Annotated in this window: 13 protein-coding genes; 3 read left to right on the top strand and 10 right to left on the bottom strand. The window is 72.5% G+C overall.

Translation table 11 applies throughout. The features are described 5' to 3' along the window. Nucleotides 1-95 precede the first annotated feature (95 nt). Nucleotides 96-587, top strand: coding sequence for a DUF2809 domain-containing protein (locus AB0M36_RS03095; RefSeq protein WP_364151460.1), 492 nt, complete (start codon nucleotides 96-98; stop codon nucleotides 585-587). On the opposite strand, the gene AB0M36_RS03090 is transcribed toward AB0M36_RS03095, so the two are convergent. The 5 genes from AB0M36_RS03090 to AB0M36_RS03070 form a co-directional block, all read right to left on the bottom strand. Continuing rightward, on the bottom strand, nucleotides 520-921 hold the full coding sequence (locus tag AB0M36_RS03090; RefSeq protein ID WP_364152242.1) for a VOC family protein: 402 nt from the start codon (nucleotides 919-921) through the stop codon (nucleotides 520-522). The two genes, AB0M36_RS03095 and AB0M36_RS03090, sit on opposite strands and share 68 nt — an antisense overlap. A gap of 112 nt (nucleotides 922-1,033) precedes the next feature. Beyond that, nucleotides 1,034-3,556, bottom strand: a complete 2,523-nt coding sequence (locus AB0M36_RS03085; protein ID WP_364151457.1) for a DNA topoisomerase (ATP-hydrolyzing) — start codon at nucleotides 3,554-3,556, stop codon at nucleotides 1,034-1,036. A gap of 16 nt (nucleotides 3,557-3,572) precedes the next feature. Continuing rightward, on the bottom strand, nucleotides 3,573-5,630 hold the full coding sequence (locus tag AB0M36_RS03080; protein ID WP_364151454.1) for a DNA topoisomerase IV subunit B: 2,058 nt from the start codon (nucleotides 5,628-5,630) through the stop codon (nucleotides 3,573-3,575). Nucleotides 5,631-5,755: 125 nt separating this feature from the next. After that, nucleotides 5,756-11,062, bottom strand: coding sequence for a diguanylate cyclase (locus tag AB0M36_RS03075; RefSeq protein ID WP_364151451.1), 5,307 nt, complete (start codon nucleotides 11,060-11,062; stop codon nucleotides 5,756-5,758). Between the two features lie 100 nt (nucleotides 11,063-11,162). Then, complete coding sequence (locus AB0M36_RS03070) at nucleotides 11,163-11,759, bottom strand: adenylate/guanylate cyclase domain-containing protein (protein ID WP_364151448.1); 597 nt, start codon at nucleotides 11,757-11,759, stop codon at nucleotides 11,163-11,165. 215 nt (nucleotides 11,760-11,974) lie between these two features. Here AB0M36_RS03070 and AB0M36_RS03065 point away from each other — a divergent pair, with 215 nt between their 5' ends. Both AB0M36_RS03065 and AB0M36_RS03060 read left to right on the top strand, forming a co-directional pair. After that, nucleotides 11,975-14,791, top strand: a complete 2,817-nt coding sequence (locus tag AB0M36_RS03065; protein WP_364151445.1) for an AAA family ATPase — start codon at nucleotides 11,975-11,977, stop codon at nucleotides 14,789-14,791. A gap of 160 nt (nucleotides 14,792-14,951) precedes the next feature. Beyond that, complete coding sequence (locus AB0M36_RS03060) at nucleotides 14,952-15,728, top strand: DUF5995 family protein (protein ID WP_364151442.1); 777 nt, start codon at nucleotides 14,952-14,954, stop codon at nucleotides 15,726-15,728. An 89-nt stretch (nucleotides 15,729-15,817) separates the two neighbouring features. Here the strand turns inward: AB0M36_RS03060 and AB0M36_RS03055 are convergent, their stop codons facing one another. The 5 genes from AB0M36_RS03055 to AB0M36_RS03035 all read right to left on the bottom strand — a co-directional run bounded on the left by AB0M36_RS03055 (nucleotide 15,818) and on the right by AB0M36_RS03035 (nucleotide 20,136). After that, entirely contained in the window at nucleotides 15,818-16,339 is a 522-nt protein-coding gene (locus AB0M36_RS03055; RefSeq protein ID WP_364151440.1) for a hypothetical protein, read from the bottom strand. A 40-nt stretch (nucleotides 16,340-16,379) separates the two neighbouring features. Further along, complete coding sequence (locus tag AB0M36_RS03050) at nucleotides 16,380-17,729, bottom strand: HAMP domain-containing sensor histidine kinase (protein ID WP_364151436.1); 1,350 nt, start codon at nucleotides 17,727-17,729, stop codon at nucleotides 16,380-16,382. Next, nucleotides 17,722-18,444 (bottom strand): response regulator transcription factor, encoded by a 723-nt coding sequence (locus tag AB0M36_RS03045; RefSeq protein ID WP_364151432.1) that lies wholly within the window; start codon nucleotides 18,442-18,444, stop codon nucleotides 17,722-17,724. The genes AB0M36_RS03050 and AB0M36_RS03045 overlap by 8 nt, the downstream gene beginning before the upstream one ends. A 76-nt stretch (nucleotides 18,445-18,520) precedes the next feature. After that, nucleotides 18,521-19,780 carry a DUF6596 domain-containing protein gene (locus AB0M36_RS03040; RefSeq protein WP_364151429.1) on the bottom strand — a complete coding sequence of 420 codons (1,260 nt, stop codon included), beginning with the start codon at nucleotides 19,778-19,780 and terminating at the stop codon, nucleotides 18,521-18,523. Further along, complete coding sequence (locus tag AB0M36_RS03035) at nucleotides 19,777-20,136, bottom strand: YciI family protein (RefSeq protein WP_364151427.1); 360 nt, start codon at nucleotides 20,134-20,136, stop codon at nucleotides 19,777-19,779. Before AB0M36_RS03035 ends, AB0M36_RS03040 begins: the two co-directional genes overlap by 4 nt. Nucleotides 20,137-20,166 lie beyond the last annotated feature (30 nt).

Raw genomic sequence — 20,166 nt, 5'->3', positions numbered from 1 at the left:
CAAGCCGGGACACGCGGAGGCTCGGCAGCACGCCGACACAGTCCACACACCAGGCCCCTGGCCCGATATTTGATCGAAGTCTCTATCGTCGCGCTGTGACGGGTGACCTTTGGCGGGTACGGCTGACAGCGATCGTCGCGGCGGGCGGCTTCCTGGCAACGGCCTTCGGGATCCGGGTCCTGACCGCCGGCAACGACGTCCTGAACAGCTCCGGCGCCCTCGCGCAACATTCGGGAACCGCGCTCTACGCCGCCACGATCTATGCGGGCGTGCTCCTCGTGCTTCCAGCCGCCAGGGCGACGACGGTGGCGGCACTGGCGATCGGCTTCTGCTGGGTCGTCGAACTCTCGCAACTGACCGGCGTGCCGGCGGAGCTGTCCGAGCATAACCTGCTCGCCAGGCTTGTCCTCGGAGTGCAGTTCGACGTCGTCGATCTGGCCTGGTACGCGATAGGCGTCCTGCCGCTGGCGGTCATCCATCGCATCCTGGCCCGAACGGGCCGGCCGCCCGCGCCACGCCCTACTCGGCGTTGGACCAGCTCCGGGTCGACAGGACCAGGCGATAGCCGTCGGGATCCCGCACAGTGACGCCCCATCGATCCCAGTAGGCGCTCTGCGGGACTCGTGTCCCCCCGGCCTGCTCCAGCCGGCCGATGAGTTCCTCGTCGACCGGCCCGGACAGGTAGATCACGAGGAGGTCCTCCGGCGTCGGGGAGGGCTCCGTCGAGCCCGCCCCACCGACCAGCTCCAGGTGCCAGGACGCCTGCCGCCAGCCCAGCATGAGCAGATCATGCTCTCCGGCGGCCTCGGTCGTGGACCGGTAGAGCACGTCCAGCCCGAGCCCGTCGACGTAGAAGCGCTCGGCGGCCGCGAGATCCCGACTGGGCCTGGCGATCCGGACAGCGGCGGTCGGCCCGACCACGTCAGCCACGCTCGACCACGTCAGCCACGCTCGACCACGTCAGCCACGCTCGACCACGTCAGCGACCTCGACCACGTCAGCCACGCTCGACACATCAGCGACCTCGACCACGTCAGCCACGCTCGATCAGGTGGCCGATGATCTGCGGGCCCATCAGCACCGCCTCGCCCGAGCCGTCGCGGCGCGTGTCCTGGTCGGGCAGGTCCACCGGGTCGCCCGTCGCGCTCGCGCCGACCGGGCGGGGGCCCACCCAGGCGACCGTGAGGCGGGACTCGCCCTTGAGGAAACGTTGGACGCGGACGCCGCCGGTCGCGCGGCCCTTCGCCGGGTACGCCGCGAAGGGGGTCACCTTCACCTGGGTGCCGGTGGAGGTCACCACCATCGGTTCGCCGTGCTGTTCGTCGCGGGTGTCGATGGCGTTGAAGGACAGCACCTCGGCGTCCTCGGACAGGTTGACGCCCGCCATGCCGCCGCCCTTGAGGCCCTGCGGGCGGACCAGCTTGGCCGGGAAGCGCAGCAGGGACGCGTCAGAGGTCACGAAGGCGAGGGCTTCGGCGCCGTCGGTCAGCCAGGTGGCCTGGACCACCTCGTCGCCGTCCTTGAGGGTGATGACCTCGAACTCGTCGGAGCGGACCGGCCACTCCGGCGCGCACACCTTCACCACGCCCTGGCGGGTGCCGATCGCCAGGCCCGGGGAGCCGTCGGCGTTCAGCGGTGCCAGGCCGACGACGCGCTCGCCCTTCTCCAGGGGGATCAGCTCCGAGGCCGACATGCCGCCGCGCAGCGAGACCGTGCCGGACTGCTCGGGCAGCACCGGCAACGGCAGCACGTCCGTCTTGAAGGCGCGGCCCGTGCTGGTCACCAGCAGGACGCGGCCGCGGGCGGTCGAGTGGACCACGGCGCGCACGGCGTCGTGCTTGACCCGGCCGCTGCGGCGACGCGCCTCGGTGGCCTCCTCACTCTCGGCCGCGGTGCGGGCGATGAGCCCGGTGGCCGAGAGGATCACCTGGCAGGGGTCGTCGGCGACCTCGAGCGGACCGGCCGGGACGGAGGCCGCGAGCACTTCCTTGAGGTCGCCGTCGATGAGCGTCGTGCGGCGGGGCGCGCCGAACTCGGCCACGACCGCGGCCAGCTCGTCCGAGACGACCTGCTTGAGCACGTCGACGTTGTCGAGGATGCGGGACAGCTCGGCGATCTCCTCGTTGAGCCGCTGCTGCTCGGTCTCCAGCTCGATGCGGTCGAAGCGGGTCAGCCGGCGCAGCGGGGTGTCCAGGATGTAGTTCGCCTGGATCTCGGTGAGCCCGAACTCGCTCATCAGGCTCGCCTTGGCGGCGGCGGCGTCGTCGCTGCCGCGGATGATCGCGACCACCCGGTCGATGTCGATGAGGGCGATGAGCAGGCCGTCGACGAGGTGCAGCCGGTCCTGCCGCTTGGTGCGCCGGTGCGTCGTCCGCCGGGTGACCACCTCGTAGCGGTGGGCCAGGAACACCTCCAGCAGCGCCTTGAGCCCGAGGGTCCGCGGCTGGCCGTCGACCAGCACGAGGTTGTTGATGCCGAACGAGGTCTCCAGCGGCGTGAGCCGGTAGAGGTCGGCGAGCAGCGCCTGCGGGTTGACGCCGACCTTGCACTCGATGACCAGGCGGATGCCGTGCTCGCGGTCGGTGAGGTCCTTGACGTCGGCGATGCCCTGCAGGCGGGCGGCCTGCCGCTGGCCCTTGCGCGGGCCCGAGGTGATGAGCTTGCCCTTCACCTCGTCGGTGATCGCCTCGATGATCTTCTCGGTGCCGACGCCGTACGGCAGCTCGACCACGGTGATGGCCTGGCGGCCCCGGCCACCCTCGAGGGGGCCGGTGGTGGCACGGGCGCGCATGCGCACGACACCCCGGCCGGTCTCGTATGCCCGGCGCACCTCGTCCAACCCGAGCAGCTGCCCGCCGGTGGGCAGGTCGGGACCGGGCACGAAGCGCATGATCGTGTCGAGGTCGGCCTCGGGATCGGTGATGAGGTGCCGCGCCGCCGCGACGACCTCGGCGAGGTTGTGCGGGATCATGTTGGTGGCCATGCCGACCGCGATGCCGGAGGTGCCGTTGACGAGCAGGTTGGGGAACGCCGCCGGCAGGACCACGGGCTCGAGCTCGGAGCCGTCGTAGTTGGGCTTGAAGTCGACGGTGCCCTCGCCGAGCTCCCCGACGAGCAGCATCGCCTCCCGCGACATCCGGGACTCGGTATACCGCTCGGCGGCCGGGCCGTCGTCGGGAGAGCCGAAGTTGCCGTGCCCGTCGATCAGCGGCACGTTCAGCGAGAAGTCCTGGGCGAGGCGGACCATCGCGTCGTAGATCGCCACGTTGCCGTGCGGGTGGTAGCGACCCATCACGTCACCGACGACGCGGGCCGACTTCACATAGGCCCGGTCGGGCCGGTAGCCCTGCTCCTGCATCGACCAGAGGATGCGCCGGTGCACCGGCTTGAGGCCGTCGCGGGCGTCGGGGAGCGCGCGCGAGTGGATGACCGAGTATGCGTACTCCAGGTAGGAGTCCTCGACCTCGGTGGTGAGCGGGTTGTCGATCACCCGGGCCCCGGCCTGGTCGAAGGCCGACAGGTCCACCCGGGACTGCTCGTTCTTGCGGCGTGCCATGTGTGTGACCCGTTCCTCAGGCGTCGATCGTTTCGCGGTCGATCCGGCCGGCGGCCTCGATCAGCCAGTTCTTGCGGGGCTCGACCCGCTCACCCATCAGCAGCTCCAGCGTGGCCTCGGCCCGCTCGGCGTCGTCGATGGTGATCCGCCGGACCGTGCGGGTGGCGGGATTCATCGTGGTGTCCCACAGCTCGTCGGCGTCCATCTCGCCGAGACCCTTGAACCGGGGCACCGGCTTGACGACGGACTTGCCGGACTTCTCCAGGCGGGCGACGGTCGTCTCCATCTCCTGCTGCGTGTAGGTGTAGATGGTCTCGGCGTTGCGGCCCTTGGTGACCACCTTGTGCAGCGGGGGCATAGCGGCGAAGAGCCGGCCGCTCTCGATCACCGGCCGCATGTACTTGGCGAAGAGCGTGATGAGCAGGGTGCGGATGTGCGAGCCGTCGACGTCCGCGTCGGCCATGATCATGACGCGGCCGTAGCGCATCGTGCTCAGCTCGAAGGTGCGCCCCGAGCCGGCGCCGAGCACCTGCACGATGGCCGAGCACTCGGCGTTGTCGAGGACCTGCTGCAGGCTGGCCTTCTGCACGTTGAGGATCTTGCCGCGGATCGGCAGTAGCGCCTGGTATTCCGAGCTGCGGGCCATCCGGGCGGTGCCGAGCGCGCTGTCGCCCTCAACGATGTAGATCTCACTGCGGTCGATGCCGGTCGAGCGGCAGTCGACCAGTTTCGGCGGCATCGAGGCGCCCTCGAGGGCGGTCTTGCGGCGGGCCGCGTCCTTCTGCTGCTTCTGGGTGAGCCGCACCCGGGCCGCGTCGACGACCTTCTGCAGGACCGTCCGCGCCTCGCTCTTGGTGCGCCGATCGTCGATCCACTGCTTGAGGTGCTGCTCGACCAGGCCCTGCAGCACCCGGGTGATGCCCGCGGTGGAGAGCTCGTCCTTGGTCTGCGAGGTGAACTGCGGCTCGGGCACGCGGACGTGGATGACCGCCGTGAGGCCTTCCAGGTAGTCGTCCAGGACCGGCGCGTCCTCCTTGGGCTTGAGCAGGCCGCGCGCGTTGCGGACGGCCTCGCTCAGCGCCCGGACCAGGGCGCGTTCGAAGCCCTTGCGGTGGGTGCCGCCGTGCACGTTGCGGATCGTGTTGGTGAAGCACTCGACCGTACGCTCGTAGCCCGTCCCCCAGCGGAACGCGATCTCCACCTGGGCGAGGCGCTCGACGTTGGACTGCATCACGCCGTTGGCGTCGGCGGCGTTCTCCTTGTAGGTGCCCTCACCGGTGATCATGAGCATGCCGGAGACGGCCTTGTCGCCCGACGGGGTGAGGAACTCCACCATGTCGCCGAGGCCCTGCGGGTAGTGGAAGGTCTCCTCGGTGGGCTCCTCGCCGGTGAGATCGCGCAGAACGTACGCGACGCCGGGAACGAGGAACGCCGTGTTGCGCAGCTTGGCCCGCACGATGGCGACGTCGAGCCGCGCGCCGGTCTCGAAGTAGCGCGCGTCGTACCAATAACGGATCGACGTGCCGGAACTCTCGCCCCGCTTCATCTTGCGCACGACCCGCAGCCCCGGCTCCGCGCGGAACTTCGCGGCCGGGCCGTCGCCGGCGAACTCGCCCGGCACGCCCCGCTGGAAGGAGATCTCCTGGACCTTGCCCTCGCGCCGGACCGTCACGTCGAAGCGCAACGACAGCGCGTTGACCGCCGACGCGCCGACGCCGTGCAGGCCACCGGAGGTCTTGTAGCCCGAACCGCCGAACTTGCCGCCCGCGTGCAGGCGGGTGAGCACCAGCTCGACGCCGCTGAGGCCCGACTTGGCGTTGATGTCGGTCGGGATGCCGCGGCCGTCGTCGTCGACCTGCACCGAGCCGTCGGCGTGCAGGGTGACCTCGACCTGCGTGGCGTGCCCGGCGACGCCCTCGTCGGTGGCGTTGTCGATGATCTCGTTGGCGAGGTGGTTGACTCCCCGGCTGTCGGTCGAGCCGATATACATGCCGGGACGCTTGCGCACCGCGTCGAGACCCTCGAGGTGGGTGAGGTCGTCGGCCCCGTAGAGGATCTCCTGTTGCGCAGTCACGAGGTGCTACTCCTCCAGCGGTGGCGGGCCGTCAACGACGCGGCGAGCCTACCGGGGAGGTGCGACGAGTTTGGTAAGGCCGACCGACAACGCCACCTCGAAGGGGCGGACCAACCGGACGAATGTCACTCGTCGTGAGCCATGACACGGTTTCGGCCGGCCTGCTTGGCCTCGTACAGGCCCGAGTCGGCCCGGGCGAGAAGCGCGTCCGGGGTGGCGTCCGTGGGCCGCAGCCGGGCCAGACCCACGCTGATCGTCGCCGGGATGGGACCGGTACGGGTGTCCAGGGGCATGCCGTCGATCGCGGCGCGCAGCTTCTCGGCGAGCGCCGGCCCGTCCTCGCGGACCCCGGGCAGCAGGACGGCGAACTCCTCGCCGCCGTACCGGGCGACGATTCCCTCCGGCGGCAGGCAGGACAGCAGCCGGGTGACGACCTCGCGGATGACGTCGTCGCCGGTCTGGTGGCCGTACGTGTCGTTGACGCGCTTGAAGTGGTCGATGTCGATCATCAGGGCGGTGACCGGGGTGCCGGCCTCCCGCGCCGCGTTCAGCGACTTCTCGGCGAGCTCGAAGAACCGCCGGCGGTTGGCGACCCCGGTCAGGCTGTCGGTCGTGGCCAGCTCGTTGATCCGGCTGAACAGGCGCGCGTTGTCGTAGGCGACCATGCCCTGGCCCACCAGCGCCGCGGCGACACCGAGGTCGGCGGCGGCGTACGCGTTGGCCCGCTCCGACGCCAGCACGAGCACGCCCAACGCGCCCTCCCGGTCGTCCAGCGTGACGGTCAGCCAGCTCGACCCGGCGTAGTCGCCGAGCGCGGACGCCCATGCCGGCGTACCCGAAATCATGTCGGCCTGCCGGGTGGCGAGCAGCGCGAGCAACTCGGGGTGGTCGGCCGGACGCACGGTGAACGAGCCGGACTTGTCGCCCAGCACGGTGATCTCGTCGGATTCCGTCGTGCCGAGCAGCAGCCAGCCGCGCTCGCCGCCCGGCGTCTGCCGCGCGGTCAGCAGCAGCCGGCGCAGCACGAGTTCGGGGTCGAGGGTGCCGCTGAGCCGGGCCATCGCCCGACGCAGGGTCTCGGCCAGGTCGCGCTGGCGGTTGGCGGCGGCGACGGCCACCTCGAGCTGAGCCGCCCGCGCGGTTTCCAGGCCCACCGCGATGTGGTGGGTGACGGCCGTGAGCACGTCCACGTCGTCGACGGTGAAGACGCCCTTGGCGACCCGGCTGTCGAGGTAGACCACGCCCAGGAGGCGGTCGTCCAGCTCCAGCGGGGCGACCAGGATGCTGCGCAGGCCGAACTGCACGACGCTGTCGGCGCCCAGCGCGGCGCCCTCCTCGGTGCCGGTGACCACGAGCGGTTCGCGGCTGTGCCGGACCCGGTCCACGACTGTCGTGCTGTACCCGGCGAGTTCCGCCAGGTCCTGGCCACCCGCGTCGCGGCCCACGTACGGCGCCAGCACGCCGCTGTCGGCGTCCACGAGGAACAGCAGGGCGCGTTCGGCGCCGAGCAGGCGTACGGTCTCGTCGAGCGCGACGCGCGTGAGCCGCTCGGGGTCGATGACCCGCGACGCGGCGTTGCTGAGCTGCTCGAGGGCGGCCCAGCGCTGACCGGCGCGGCCGCGGGCGGCGACCACCGGCATCCGGTTACGGCGACCAGCGTCGAGGCGGAATTCCGCGGCGACCCGGCGGGCGCGGTGCGGCCAGCCGCGGTCCTCGGCGATGCCGGCCGCCATCCGAGCCTGCCGCTCGGCCTCGCCGGCGACGCCGAGGACGGTGAGCGCGCGGGCGCGGATCAGGGCCGCCTCGAACGAGGTCAGCGGTGAGTCGACCGTACGCAGCAGCTTCTCGGCCTTCGCCAGGATGTCCAGGGCGTGGCCGGCGTGGCCGGGCTTCATGACGGCGAGCGCCGCCTTGGCCACCCGGTGGTGGGCCGCGACGACGGGACGCTTGGTGACCTGGGCGAGAGTGGCGACGGCCGCCTCGGCGGCGGCGAGCGCCCGCTCCTGCTCGGCGGGCGCGGCGCGTCGCGCCTGCTCGAGCCGCCCGTACGCGCGGTAGACGTAGTAGGAGTGCTGCGCGGGCAGCACGTCGAGCGGGCGCAGGCCCAGCCCGTCGAACTCGGCGACGGCGTCGTCGAAGGCGCTGCCCAGGTCGTCGCGCTCGATCGCCGCGATCATCCGGGCCACGATCATGTCGACGACCTCGTGGATCTCCTTGGTGTCCCGGGCCCGGTTCAGCCGGGCGAGCGCCTCGCCGGCCCGGCCGCGCATGGCGAGCATGCCCGCGTCGACGGCCACGACGGCGCTGCGTTCGCCGTGCCCGCCGGCGTCCAGCCAGTGCTGACGCCCGACGTAGGCGGCCTCGGCCTCGGCGATCTCACCGCGCAGCAGCCAGTCCCAGCCGAGGACGGCATAGCAGTCGAGAATCAGGCCGGCGTCGAGGAACCGTTCCCGTTCGATCAACACCTGCCGCACCCGCTCGCCGGAGTCCGCGCCGCTGCCGTGCAGGGCGATGGCGGTCATCCACTCGATGCGGGCCGCCAGCGTGGGGTCGCCGAGATCGCCGGCGATCCGCGACGACATCGCGGTGAACCGGTCGGCGAGCCGCTGGAGTCCGGCCATGCGCAGCGGCAGGCTGAGGGCGACGAGGTCACGGGCGCGTTCGGACGATCGACCCAGGCGGTTCATCGCGTACGGCATCCGCAACGCGTAGTACAGCGAGTGCGCCGGGCGCAGCGTACGGATGCTGCCGGAGGCGCCGTAGTGGTGCAGGGTCGACTCCAGTCTCAGTCGGTCGCGGCGCTCGCCCTTGGCGGTGCCGTAGCCCAGCCGGGTGACCCGGGTGAAGCAACCCACGAAGAACAGCCACAGGCCGGAGAGCACCCGCAGGATCGGGTTCGCGGGCAGCGGACGGCCCAACTCGGCCAGCCCCTGCTCCACGGCCCGAAGCTGCGCGGCACCGCTCCAGCTGCTCTCGTAGACGCGGGCCAGCAGCAGGTGGATGCGGGCACGCTCGGCGCCCTCCGTCGTCTCGGCCAGCGCCTCGGTGAGCATCGCGACCGCCTCGTCGAAGCGGCCGTTCTGGTGGTAGGCGGTGCCCAGCAGCTGCTTGAAGGTGCTGCCGAGGGCCACGTCGCTGGTGGTCGCCGCGTCGCGGGCGTACTCCAGGTAGGTCAGTGCGGTGCCCGGGGCGTGCTCGGCCAGGGCGCGGGCGCCGGCGGCGGTGCACGCGCGCAGCATCCGGTCGGACGCCTGCTCGGGCCGGCCCAGCGCGCAGTGCCGGGCGAGTGCGTACTCGTCGGCGTCGCTGCGGCGGTCGAGGGCGTCGGCGATCCGCTGGTGCAGGTCGCGGACATCGTCCTCGTCGAGGTCGGCGAGCAGCGCGACCCGGATGCTGTCGTGCAGGAAGCGGTGGGCGCCGACGCCGTACGCGACGAGGCCCTCGCGGCCGGCGTCGGTAAGGACGTCGTGGACTCGGCGCAGATCCAGTCCGGCTGCCTCGGCGACGATGCCGGGCGAGAACGACGTGCCGACCACGGCGGCGACACCGAGCAGGCGACGACTCTCCGCGTCGAGTGCCCCCATCCGGCGCAGGACCAGCTGGGCCGAGTCCGCCGGCAGCGCGAGGTCGCGCACGCCCTCGGCGTCGAGTTCCCAGGCGCCCCAGTTCGGCGCCAGCAGTCCGGCGTCCATCACGGCCCGGGCGTAGACGAGCGTCGCGAACGGGTTGCCGCCGGTCAGCAGGGCGATCTCGGTGGCGCTGTCCTCGTGCAGCCGCACGCCGCCGGAGAGGGCGTCGATCAGGTCGGCGACCTGCGCCACGGTCAACGCGGGCAGCGAGATGTCGGTGACCCGGCCGGAACCGGGCCGCGGCGGCACCGCGGCTTCCCCGCCGTCGCCGGGGCGTCCGCTCATCACGACCAGCATCGGTACGCCCGCAACGCCCGCGGCGAGCTGCTCCAGGACCCGTACGGTGCCTTCGTCGAACCACTGCGCGTCGTCCAGGTGCAGCAGGACCGGCCCGGCCGCGCGGGTCAGGCCGGTGAGCAGGTCGGCGACCGCCGCGGCGTGCCGGTCCTGCCCGATCTCGCCGGACACCTGCGGCACGCCGAGCACGTCGGCCAACGCGGGTGACAGGCTGGTGACGAGGCCGGCACTCTGGCCGGCGGCGGCACGCAGCGTGGCGGCGGCCGCGACGCGCCCGCCGGGTTGCCTCAGCAGATCCTTGACGTACGCGTCGACGGCCGCCCGCAGCGGCGCCATCGGCCGGCTGTCGCTCGAAGAGGCGTCACCTCGCAGGACCACGCCCCCGGCGGCGCGGACCAGCGCACACAGCTCGGAGGCGAGGCGCGTCTTTCCCGAACCGGTGGGTCCGTGCAGCGTGACGACGCTTCCGTCGCCGGACGCCGCCTGACGCCAGAGGTCACGCAGCGTCTCGAGCTCAGCGTCACGCCCGGTCAGCGGCGGCTCGAACGGGACGACCGGCCCATCCTGCTCACCGAGGACGAACGAGGCGGTCGGGTCGGCGCCGAGGCGGCGCAGGTCGGCCAGCAGGCCGGCGGCGCTCTGGTAGCGGTCGTCCGGGTCTTTGGCGAGCAGCCGGACGATGACCGCCGCGAACGTCGCGCTGAGGCCCGGTGCGAGCGCCCGGGGGTCCGGCACGGGCGCGGTGGCGTGCAGGTGCAGCAGCTCGCCGACGTCGTCCGCGGCGAAGGGTGGGGCGCCCGTGACGCATTCGAAGAGCACCGCGCCGAGGGCGTACAGGTCGGAGCGGTTGTCGACGGGGCGGTTGAGCATGCCGGTCTGCTCGGGAGCGCTGTAGGTGAGCGTTCCGGCGATGGCGTCGTCCGGCCCGAGTCCCTGGCCGGCGGCGGCCGTGGCGAGCCCGAAGTCCACGAGGTGGGCCGAGCCCCGGTCGGTGATGATGATGTTTTCCGGCTTGACGTCGCGGTGCACCAGATTGTGCTGGTGCGCCGCGCTCAGCGCGGCGGCGATGTCGGCGCCGACCGACACCGCGTGGCGCTCCTGGACCGGCCCGCGCAGCAGCCGGCGTGCCAGCTGCTCGCCCTCGACGATGTCCAGGATCACGTACGGCCGGCCGGCGACCTCACCGATCTTGTGCGCCCGGGGCAGGTTCGGGCAATCGACGGAGGCCAGCACGGCGGCCTGACGGCGGAATTCGCGCAGTTCCTCGGGTGCTGCCTGCGGGGCCGTGTCCTCCTGGGCCGTGCCCCGCTGCGGTGCGGTCAGCCGGCCGGAGCCTGGCGCCTTGAGCAGCATCTTGAGGGCGTAGTCGGTGCCTGCCTGGCGGACGCGGTAGACGATGGCCTGGGTGCCGCGTCCGAGCTCGCCCAGCACTTGGAGCCCGGCGGCATCGCCGAGCTCCGACTGGACCGCGGCCGGCTCCACCGGCACGGAAGGCGAGGCACCCACGATGCCTTTATCGGCGCGCTCCGAGCGCGCTGAAGGATTGTCGGTCCGACCGACTTCACCGCCGGCGGCCCGGAGCGTGAGAAGGGCGCGCCCGGCCGGCTCAGCCGCAGGGCTGCAGGGTGCGGGCCGATGCCGGCACGTCCTGCGGGTCCAGCGCGCGCCACAGCTCCACCGGCGCGGCCTTGCCGGCCAGCGACACCGGCGGGAGCTCCTGGAAGGCGACCGCGCCCTCGGAGGCGCTCTGGGTCGCCGAGCAGACGACCACGGTGTCGTGCGGCGCACAGGCCTGCAGCCGCGCCGCCGTGGCGACCACGCTGCCGCTGACCATCCCGTATCCGCCGTCGCGGGCGGCGTCGAGGTCGACGATCACGTCACCGGTGGCGAGCCCCACGCGCGTGCGGACCGGGAACCGACCGGCCAGAAGACGCCCCCGCAGCGCCTCCTGGACCCCGAGCCCGGCCCGGACCGCGGCGGCGGCCGCGCAGCTCACCGCGTCCGGAGTGCCGGCCCGGGGACCGTGCGCGCCGAAGACCGCCATGACCGCGTCGCCGATGAATTTCTCCACCACACCACCCGCGGCGCGCACGACCGCGGACACGAGCCCGAAGTAGTCGATCTGCAGATCGCGCACATCGGCGCAGTCCAGCTCGTCGACCATGCTGGTGAAACCCACGATGTCGACGAACAACACCGTCACCGTTTGTCGCCGGCACCGGACACCGGCGGACAATCTATTCATGTCCTACGCCCCCCTTAGCTGCGTTGGCGCAGTGAACGGTGCCAGGACGGGCTGGACAGCGGATCAGCAGAATGACGTATCTATGACAGCGGCCGCGTCGTCGGTTCTTTGTGACGCAGAACAGTCCGAACCGACGAGAACGGCATAGCGACGTTCCCACTAGGCTGCCACGCATGGCCAGCGAAGGGGATGACGCGCCACTTGTCGGACGTTCCGACATCCTGACGTCGATCCAGGCCGACCTGCTCGCCGCGGGCCCGGGCGGCACCGCGGCGGTGTTCGTCACCGGTGAGAGCGGCGTCGGCAAGAGCCGCCTGCTGCGCGAAACCGCCGAGGTGATGCGCGCGGCCGGTGCCGCCGTGCTCCGCGGCGCCTGCCTAGACATCGGAGACGCGTCCCCGCTGCACCCCGTCCTCCAGGCCCTGCGCCAGGCCGGCGTCCAGCCCGGCCCCGGCCCGGCCGACCCCCAGGACGGCGCGGGCGCCCTGCTCGAGCGGGTCTCGGGGGAGCTGCGCGCGCTCGCCCGGGGCCGCCGGCTGCTGCTCGTCCTCGACGACCTGCAATGGGCCGACCGCAGCACCCGTCAGCTCCTGCTCTACCTGCTCGCCGGGCTCGGCGACGTCAACCTGTCGGTGCTGGCCGCGGTCCGCTCCGAGTCGCTGCACGGCGCGCATCCGCTGCGCCGCGTCCTCGCGGAGTTGCGGCGGCTGCGTTCGGTCCGCGTGCTCGACCTGGCACCCCTCGACCAGGACGCGACCGCCGAGCTGGTCGGTGCCATCGCCGGGACCGGCCTCGCGGCACAGGACTCCGACCGCGTCTACAAGCGCAGCGGGGGCAACCCGTTCGTCGCCGAGGAACTGGCCCGTGACCTGCGGGACGGCCGGGTGGAGCTGTCCGACACCCTGCGCGAGATCTTCCTGTCCCGCGTCGACGAGCTGCCCCAGCACGCCCACGACGTGGTGCACGCGGTCGCCGCCGGCGTCGAGCCGGTCGAGCACGCCCTGCTGGCCCGGGTCCTGCCGCTGCCCGAGGCCGAGCTCATCGAGGCGGTCCGGGCCGCGGTCGCGCACCGCTTCCTGACCAGCGCGGCGGACGGCTACCGGCTGCGGCACCAGGTGGTCGCCGAGGTCCTGGCGCACGAGGTCCTGCCCGCCGAGCACGCCGCCCGGCACCGGCGCTACGCCGAGGCGATCGAGGCCTCGGGCGAGCCCGACCACGCGCGGCTGGCGCACCACTGGCAGCAGGCCGGCGAGCCAGCCCGCGCCCTCCCCTCGGTCGTCGCCGCCGCCCGAGCCGCCGAACGGCTGTACGGCTACGTCGAGGCACACCGCTACTGGGCCCTGGCTCTGGAGCTCACTCCCGACGACTCCCCGCAGCGCACCGACCTGCTCGGGCACGCGGCCGAGGCCGCCCACCGCTGCGGCGAGCACCAGCGCGCCCTGACCACGCTGGAGCGGCTCGCGGACCGCTCGGACGGGCCGGGCGACTGCGAGCTCCACCTGCGCCGGGCCCGCTATCTCGCCGCCGCCGGACGCACCGCCACCGCGGAGATCGAATACGAGCGCGCCCTGGCCACCCCCGACTGCAGCCCCAACGAGAAGGCGAGCGCCGCCGCCAACCTCGCCGAACTGCTCGTGCACCTCGGCCGGTACGCCGACGCCGGCGTCCGCGCCCGCGAGGCCCTGGAGCTGGCCGAACGCGCCGACGGCTCGACCGCCGACCTGGTACGGGCCAGCGCGGCGCTGGGCTTCAGCCTGGCGTTCCGCGAGGATCCGGACGCGGGTCTCGCGGTCATCCGGCAGGCGGTGGAGATCGCCGAGCGCACCAAGCACCCGGACGACATCGGCTGCGCCTACCTGCACCTCGCCGAGCTGCTGACCAACCCGCTGAACAACATCGAGGAAGGTGTGCTCGTCGCCCGTCGCGGCGCGGAAAGGCTGGCCGCGATGGGCCAGGGCCGCACCTACCAGACGCGGTTGCTGGCGATCGCGGCCAACGGCCTGTTCCGGGTGGGTCAGTGGACCGAGGCGGGCCAGGTCCTCGACGACGCGATGCGCCACCGCCCGTCCGGCGCCGACGCGGTCGAGATCCTGCTCGCCCGGTGCCGGCTCTGGGTCGGCTTCGGAGACGTACGCGCCGACCGGGACCTGGACGCCGTCGCGACCATCCTCGCCGGCGGTGGCGCCCGGCACGTGCTGCCGATGCTGACACTGCGGGCCGGACTCGCCATGTGGCAGGGTCGGCACGCCGAAGCCCGGGCCGCGGTGCAGCGCGGGCTCACCGAGACCCGCTCCGACGATCTCGTGCTGCTCGGCGTGCTGGCCTGGCACGGGTTGCGGGCCGAGGCCGAGGCGCAGGCCGGCGGCGAGATCGCGGTCGACCCGGGCGCGGTGCGGCGGTTGCAGGCGGTGGTCGAGCGGATGGCGCGCGGAGCCGGCAACGCGGCGCCGCCGGTGCGCGCGGTCGTCGACGGCTATCTCGACCTGTGCGCGGCGGAGCTGAGCCGGATCGAGCAGCGCAACGACCCCTCCCTGTGGGCGCGGGCCGTGCAGGCGTGGGACCGGCGCAAGCAGCCGTACCCGGCCGCCTATTCGCGGCTGCGGCAGGCGGAGGCGTCGTTCGCCCGGCGCACCAAGCGGACCGCCGCCACGGCCGCGATCAGGGAGGCGTACGAGACCGCCCGCGCGATGGGCGCCAAGCCGTTCGCGGCCGAGATCACCCAGGTGGCCGCCCGGGCCAGGGTCACGCTGACCGGCGAGCAGGAGACCACACCCACGGCCCTGGCGCGTGGGGACGACGGCCTGAGCATGCTCACCGAGCGCGAGCGGGAAGTGCTGGCGGCGGTCGCCGAGGGCCTCACCAACCGCGAGATCGGCCAGGCGCTGTTCATCAGCGAGCGGACGGTCGGCGTCCACGTGGGCCACATCTTCGACAAGCTCCAGGTGCGCACCCGGGTGCAGGCCAGCCGGGTCTACCTCCGCGCGGCGTGACCATTTCGTTATCTACGTACGCGGAATACGTCGTTTTACCGATCCCCACGTAGTCCGTCGGTGAAAGGCTCACAGTCGTTCGGGGGAGCACCGCCCGGCGGTCGGAGTCGCCGGGCGGTGCTGAGGGCCTCCGCCGTGAATGCCCGCCGTTGGAGGACCCATGATCACCGAGACGTCCGTCTGGGGGCCCGTGAGACAGGAGATGGCCGACGTGCTGTCCGGTCACCCGGACGACGTACCCGCCGTGGTCGACCAGCTCACGAAGCTCCAGGACGTGCTGGAGCGGGTGCCACCGCTGCTGAACAGCAATCCGCTCGCCGACTTCAACAAGCTCTACCTGTCGATCACGACCTGTGTGCTCGAGCGGCTGTACGCGGGCCGCTTCGCCGATCCCGCGTTCCTCGCCCGGCTCGACGTCGAGTTCGCCGCCCGGTACTTCGACGCGCTGCGGCAATGGTCGGACATGAGCGCCGGCTGCCCGAAAGCCTGGTCCGTGCTGTTCCACCGGATCCCCGGCCCGGACGCCCGACCGCTGCCGTCGGCCGCCGCCGGCGTCAACGCGCACATCAACTACGACCTGCCGTTCGCATTGGTCACCACGTTCGACCACCAGGGCTGCGACCCGGTGGACGACAGCGACCAGCACCACGACTACCTGCAGATCAACGACATCTTCGCCGAGCAGATCCCCGGCCTGCGCCGCGGCTACCTGGAGAAGTGGCAGCTGTTCATCGACATGATGAACGGCGACCTCGACGACCGGTGGCAGGGCGAGTTGGTGGAGTACACCCGCAACGTCGCCTGGCGAAACGCCCAGCGGCTCTGGTCCGTGCGCCACGACCAGCAGGCCATGACCCGGGAGCGCAACCGGCTGGACCACACCACCGAGGCCTTCGGCAAGCTGCTGCTCTCCCCCCTCGGCACGATCCTGCAGTGACGGCGTCACCACCGATCTTTCATTCAGGGGGCGGGGAAGGGCCCGTGCTCGACGGCACCGAGTGCGGGCCCTGACCCACATGTCCGGTCTTAGCGGATCGCGACCAGCCGGGCCATCGCCTTGTCCCCCTCGCGGGCACCGGCCACGCCGATCTCCACGCCGTTCTTGAGGGCGCTCAGCTCCGCGGCCTTGCGGTTCTGCACAACCTTGAGCTTCTCGCCGAAGGTCCAGGTCTGGGTGAAGCCGTCGGCGGACTTCACGCTCACGGTCCGCGCGTCCACCGCCGTGACGGTGCCACGCTGGACGACGATCGTCCGCACACCGTCCTTCGCCCGTACGGTGGTCTCGCCGTGCAGGGTGTTCTTCCGCAGCTGCTTACGAAGGCCGTGCTTGCGCTCCTTCGGGCCCGTGGACGCCCCCGGGTCGGGCTCGCCCTCGAGGCCGGTCTCGAAGCCGACGGAGGTCAGCGCGTACGCCTCCCCGGCGACATCCACGGCGACGGCGGCCGGCGCCGCGGACGGACCCGCGCCGGAGGCGCCGCAGCCCGTCAGCCCGAGCAGGCCGGCGAGGCCCAGGGTGGTCACGGTCAGCGCGATTCGGGTTCGTGTCATGCCGACAGCGTCCGCCCGGCGTGCACGAGCCCGATCAGCGTCATGTTCGAGCAGGGTAAGGAAGCGTCACCGTGAACATCGCGCCACCCTCGGGAGCGTGGCCCGCCTCGATGCCGCCGCCCAACCGGGTCACCAGCCGCGCGGCGAGGGCGAGCCCCAGGCCGCTGCCGGTCTTACGGACGTGCCGGTACCGCTGCTGCAACGCGCCTCGCTCGAAGGCGACCGCGAGGTCGTCGTCGGTGAAGCCGGGCCCGCCGTCGCGGATCTCCACGACGCCGCCGCGCTCCCCCGGCCGGACCGCCAACACCAGCGCCGCCCCCGCCGGCACGACCCGCAGCGCGTTCTCGCACAGCCCGTCGATCACCTGCCGGATCCGGCCCGGGTCCGTGTCGACCACGACCGCGGTCGCGGGCAGCTCCACGGACAGCTTCGGCCCGTCCGGGCCACAGCGCGGCGCCCACGCCTCCCCCGCCGAACCCACCAGGTCGACGAGGTCGACCCCCACGACGTCGACCGGCAGGTCCGCGGCCTCCAGCCGGGACAGCACCAGCAGATCGGAGATGAGCCGGTCGAGCCGGTCGGCCTCGTTGAGCATGATCGTTCCGGCCTTGGGGGTGCCTTCGGCGTCGACGACACCGTCCGCGAGGGCCTCGGCGTAGCCGCGGATCGTGGCCAGCGGCGTACGCAATTCGTGGGAGACCGAGAGGAGGAAGTCGCGCTCCCGGCCCTCGCTGATCTGCAACGCCGCGCCGAGCTGGTTGAGCGCCGTGGCCAGCTCGGCGGCCTCCGCCGGCGGCCGCACCGCCAGCCGGACCGACCGGTCGCCGGCCGACAGCCGCCCCGCCGCCAACGCCGCCTGCCGCAACGGCCGCGCGGTGAAGTGTGCGAGCAGCGCGCCGGCGCCCACGCCGCCGAGAAGCCCGGCGAGCAGCGCGACCCACACCCCGCCGAGCACGCGGCCGGCCGTACCCGACACGGCGGGACGGGTGAGCACGACACCGCTGTCGACGCCGCGCAGCGGGCGCCCGGCGATCAGAACGGTACGGCCGTCGACCACGCCCCGGGTGTCGACGACCGTGTCGGCGGCAACCTGCTCGATCACCCGCGCGGGCAGCCCAGGCCGGTCGACCACCCCGCGCCGGATCAGATAGACGTCGATGTCGTCCTCGCGCAACCGCTCGACGATGCGCGTACGAACGGCGGGCCCCGCGGTGCTGAGCAGCTCCACGGCCAGGACGGACTTCTCCACCAGCTCGGTACGGGCGGCGGTGTTGGCCGAACGGACCGCGATGGGCAGCGCCACCACCGCCGTGATGATCACCGCGACGACCGCGGTGGCGGCGGTGACCAGGACGGTCCGCCCGGCCAGGGTGACGAAGAACCTACGCATCGGCGGTATAGCCGACCCCGCGCACGGTGCGGATCACCCCGGCGGCGGACCCGAGCTTGGCCCGGACCTGGGCGACATGCACATCGACCGTACGGGTGCCGGCGTGCGAGGCGTAGCCCCAGACGCCGGCCAGCAATTCCTCGCGGGTGAACACCCGCCCGGGCCGGTTCAGCAGGTGGCCCAGCAGATCGAACTCGGTCGGGGTGAGCGACAGCGGCGCGCCGTCCACGGTTACCTGCCTGCGGGAAGGATCCAGCGACACCGGCCCGAGGCTGCGGACCCGGCCCCCGTCGGCCGGCCCGGCGGCCCGCCGCAGCAGTGCCCGAACCCGGGCCACCAGCTCGCGTGGGCTGAACGGCTTGGTCAGGTAGTCGTCGCCGCCGAGCTCGAGCCCGAGAATCCGGTCGACCTCGTCGTCCCGGGCGGTGAGGAAGACCACCGGCGTCCAGTCGCCGTCCTCGCGTAGCCGCCGGCAGATGTCGGTGCCCTCCATGCCGGGCAGCGCGATGTCGAGGATGCACGCCACCGGCCGCATCCGCCGCGCCGCGGCCAGCCCGGCGATGCCGTCGTGCTCGACGTGCACGCCGAAGCCGTCGCGGCTCAGGTACATCCGCACGAGGTCGGCGATGGGACGCTCGTCCTCGACGACCAGGACGAGCCCCTTGGGCGATGCATCGCTCACGCGCCCATTGTGCCCGCGCGACGGCCACAGCATTGTTCGGGTCAGGTACGGATCATCGTCGACGCGCCTCGGATCAGCGATCAGACGCCGCAGCTCGATGCCGATGCGCTCATTGCTCGGGCGGGTCGGCTCGGCGGAGGGCTGCCGCGGTGGGTGCCAGCTCGGCCGCGCGGAGCGTGAGATATCGCTGCTCGGGCAGGCTCGCGGTCATCGTGGCGGCCCTCAGATAGGCGGCGTGCGCGGCGGCCGCGTTGCCGACGAGCTCCAGCAAGTGGGCGCGGACCGCCTCGAGCCGGTGGTTGTCCCTCATCCGCTCGTCGCCGTCCAGCTCGGCGAGCACGGTGAGCCCGGCGAGCGGCCCCCGGGCCCGAGCCACCGCGACAGCCCTGTTCAACGTGACCACCGGACCCGGCGCGACCCGCTCCAGCACCTCGTAGAGGGCGAGGATCTGCGGCCAGTCGGTGCGCTCGGCGTCCGGAGCCTCGTCGTGCACGGCGGCGATGGCGGCCTGCAGCTGATAGGGCCCCAGCGGCCCGCGCCCCAGCGTCGCGGACACCAGTGCGACGCCCTCGGTGATCAGCTCCCGCTTCCACAGGGTTCTGTCTTGCGCGTCGAGCGGCACCAGAGCGCCCCGCGCGTCGGTCCGCGCGGCCCGCCGGGCGTCCGTCAGCACCATCAGCGCGAGCAGCCCGGCGGTCTCGCCGTCCGGGGAGAGGCGGTGCAGCATCCGGGTGAGCCGGATCGCCTCGGCGGTCAGGTCGGTCCGTTGCAGGCCGGGCCCGGAGCTGGCGGTGTAACCCTCGTTGAAGAGCAGATAGAGCACCTGGCGCACCACCTGGAGGCGGGCGGCCCGGTCGTCGCCCGCCGGCGGCACGAAGCCGGAACCGCTGCTCCTGATCTTCTGCTTGGCCCGGCTGATCCGCTGCGCCATGGTGGCCTCGGGCACCAGGAACGCCCGCGCGATCTCGACGGTGCTGAGCCCGCCGACGGCCCGCAGCGTCAGGGCGAGCTGCGAGGGCGCCGACAACGCGGGATGACAACAGAGGAACAACAGCGTGAGCGTGTCATCCTCGTCCGGAACGCCGCCGGGCTCGACCGGCTCCAGCAGCGCGGCATTCGCCTCGCGGGTCCGCCGGGCGCTCTCACTGCGGAACTCGTCCACGAGCCGGCGGCCGGCGACCGTGACCAGCCACGACCGGGGACTGTCCGGAACACCTGCCCCGGGCCACTGCAGGGCGGCGGCGAGCAGGGCCTCCTGCACGGCGTCCTCGGCGGCGTCGAACTGGCCGTAACGGCGCACGAGAATGCCGAGGACCTGCGGCGCGAGCTCACGCAACAGGCCCTCGATCTCCGGCCCCGGACGGGTCACTGCTCGGGAGGCCCGTCCGGCACCTCGCGGAGCTCGACCCGCTCGGCCCACACCACGACCTCCCCGGCCAGCTCGACCGCGCGCTTCTCGTCCGCCACGTCGAAGATCCAGAATCCGGCGAGCGACTCCTTGGCCTCGGCGAACGGGCCGTCGGTCACCACCACCTGCCCACCGGCCAGGCTCACCGTCTTCGCCGAGGAGGGGTCAGCGAGACCGTAGGCGTGGACGAACTCACCGGATTTCTCCAGCTCGGCGTTGAAACCGCCCATGAAGGCGATCATCTCGGTGACCCACTCGGGACTGCGCTGCTCCATCATCGTGGCGCCGTCACCGAACATCATCAGCATGTACTTCATCGCGTCTCCCAGATGTCGTCCCCCGCCGCT

It is taken from the genome of Actinoplanes sp. NPDC051346 (assembly GCF_040682215.1).
Classification (GTDB): Bacteria; Actinomycetota; Actinomycetes; order Mycobacteriales; family Micromonosporaceae; genus Actinoplanes.
Note: the sequence above shows the minus strand (reverse complement) of the source record. Positions and strands in the feature narration are given on the sequence as shown.

Bases quoted from the DNA above. Each gene is read 5' to 3' on its own strand.
- AB0M36_RS03065 (WP_364151445.1), top strand. From the start codon at position 11,975: ATGGCCAGCGAAGGGGATGACGCGCCACTTGTCGGACGTTCCGACATC.
- AB0M36_RS03035 (WP_364151427.1), bottom strand. From the start codon at position 20,136: ATGAAGTACATGCTGATGATGTTCGGTGACGGCGCCACGATGATGGAG.
- AB0M36_RS03085 (WP_364151457.1), bottom strand. From the start codon at position 3,556: ATGGCACGCCGCAAGAACGAGCAGTCCCGGGTGGACCTGTCGGCCTTC.
- AB0M36_RS03045 (WP_364151432.1), bottom strand. From the start codon at position 18,444: ATGCTGTGGCCGTCGCGCGGGCACAATGGGCGCGTGAGCGATGCATCG.
- AB0M36_RS03060 (WP_364151442.1), top strand. From the start codon at position 14,952: ATGATCACCGAGACGTCCGTCTGGGGGCCCGTGAGACAGGAGATGGCC.
- AB0M36_RS03050 (WP_364151436.1), bottom strand. From the start codon at position 17,729: ATGCGTAGGTTCTTCGTCACCCTGGCCGGGCGGACCGTCCTGGTCACC.
- AB0M36_RS03055 (WP_364151440.1), bottom strand. From the start codon at position 16,339: ATGACACGAACCCGAATCGCGCTGACCGTGACCACCCTGGGCCTCGCC.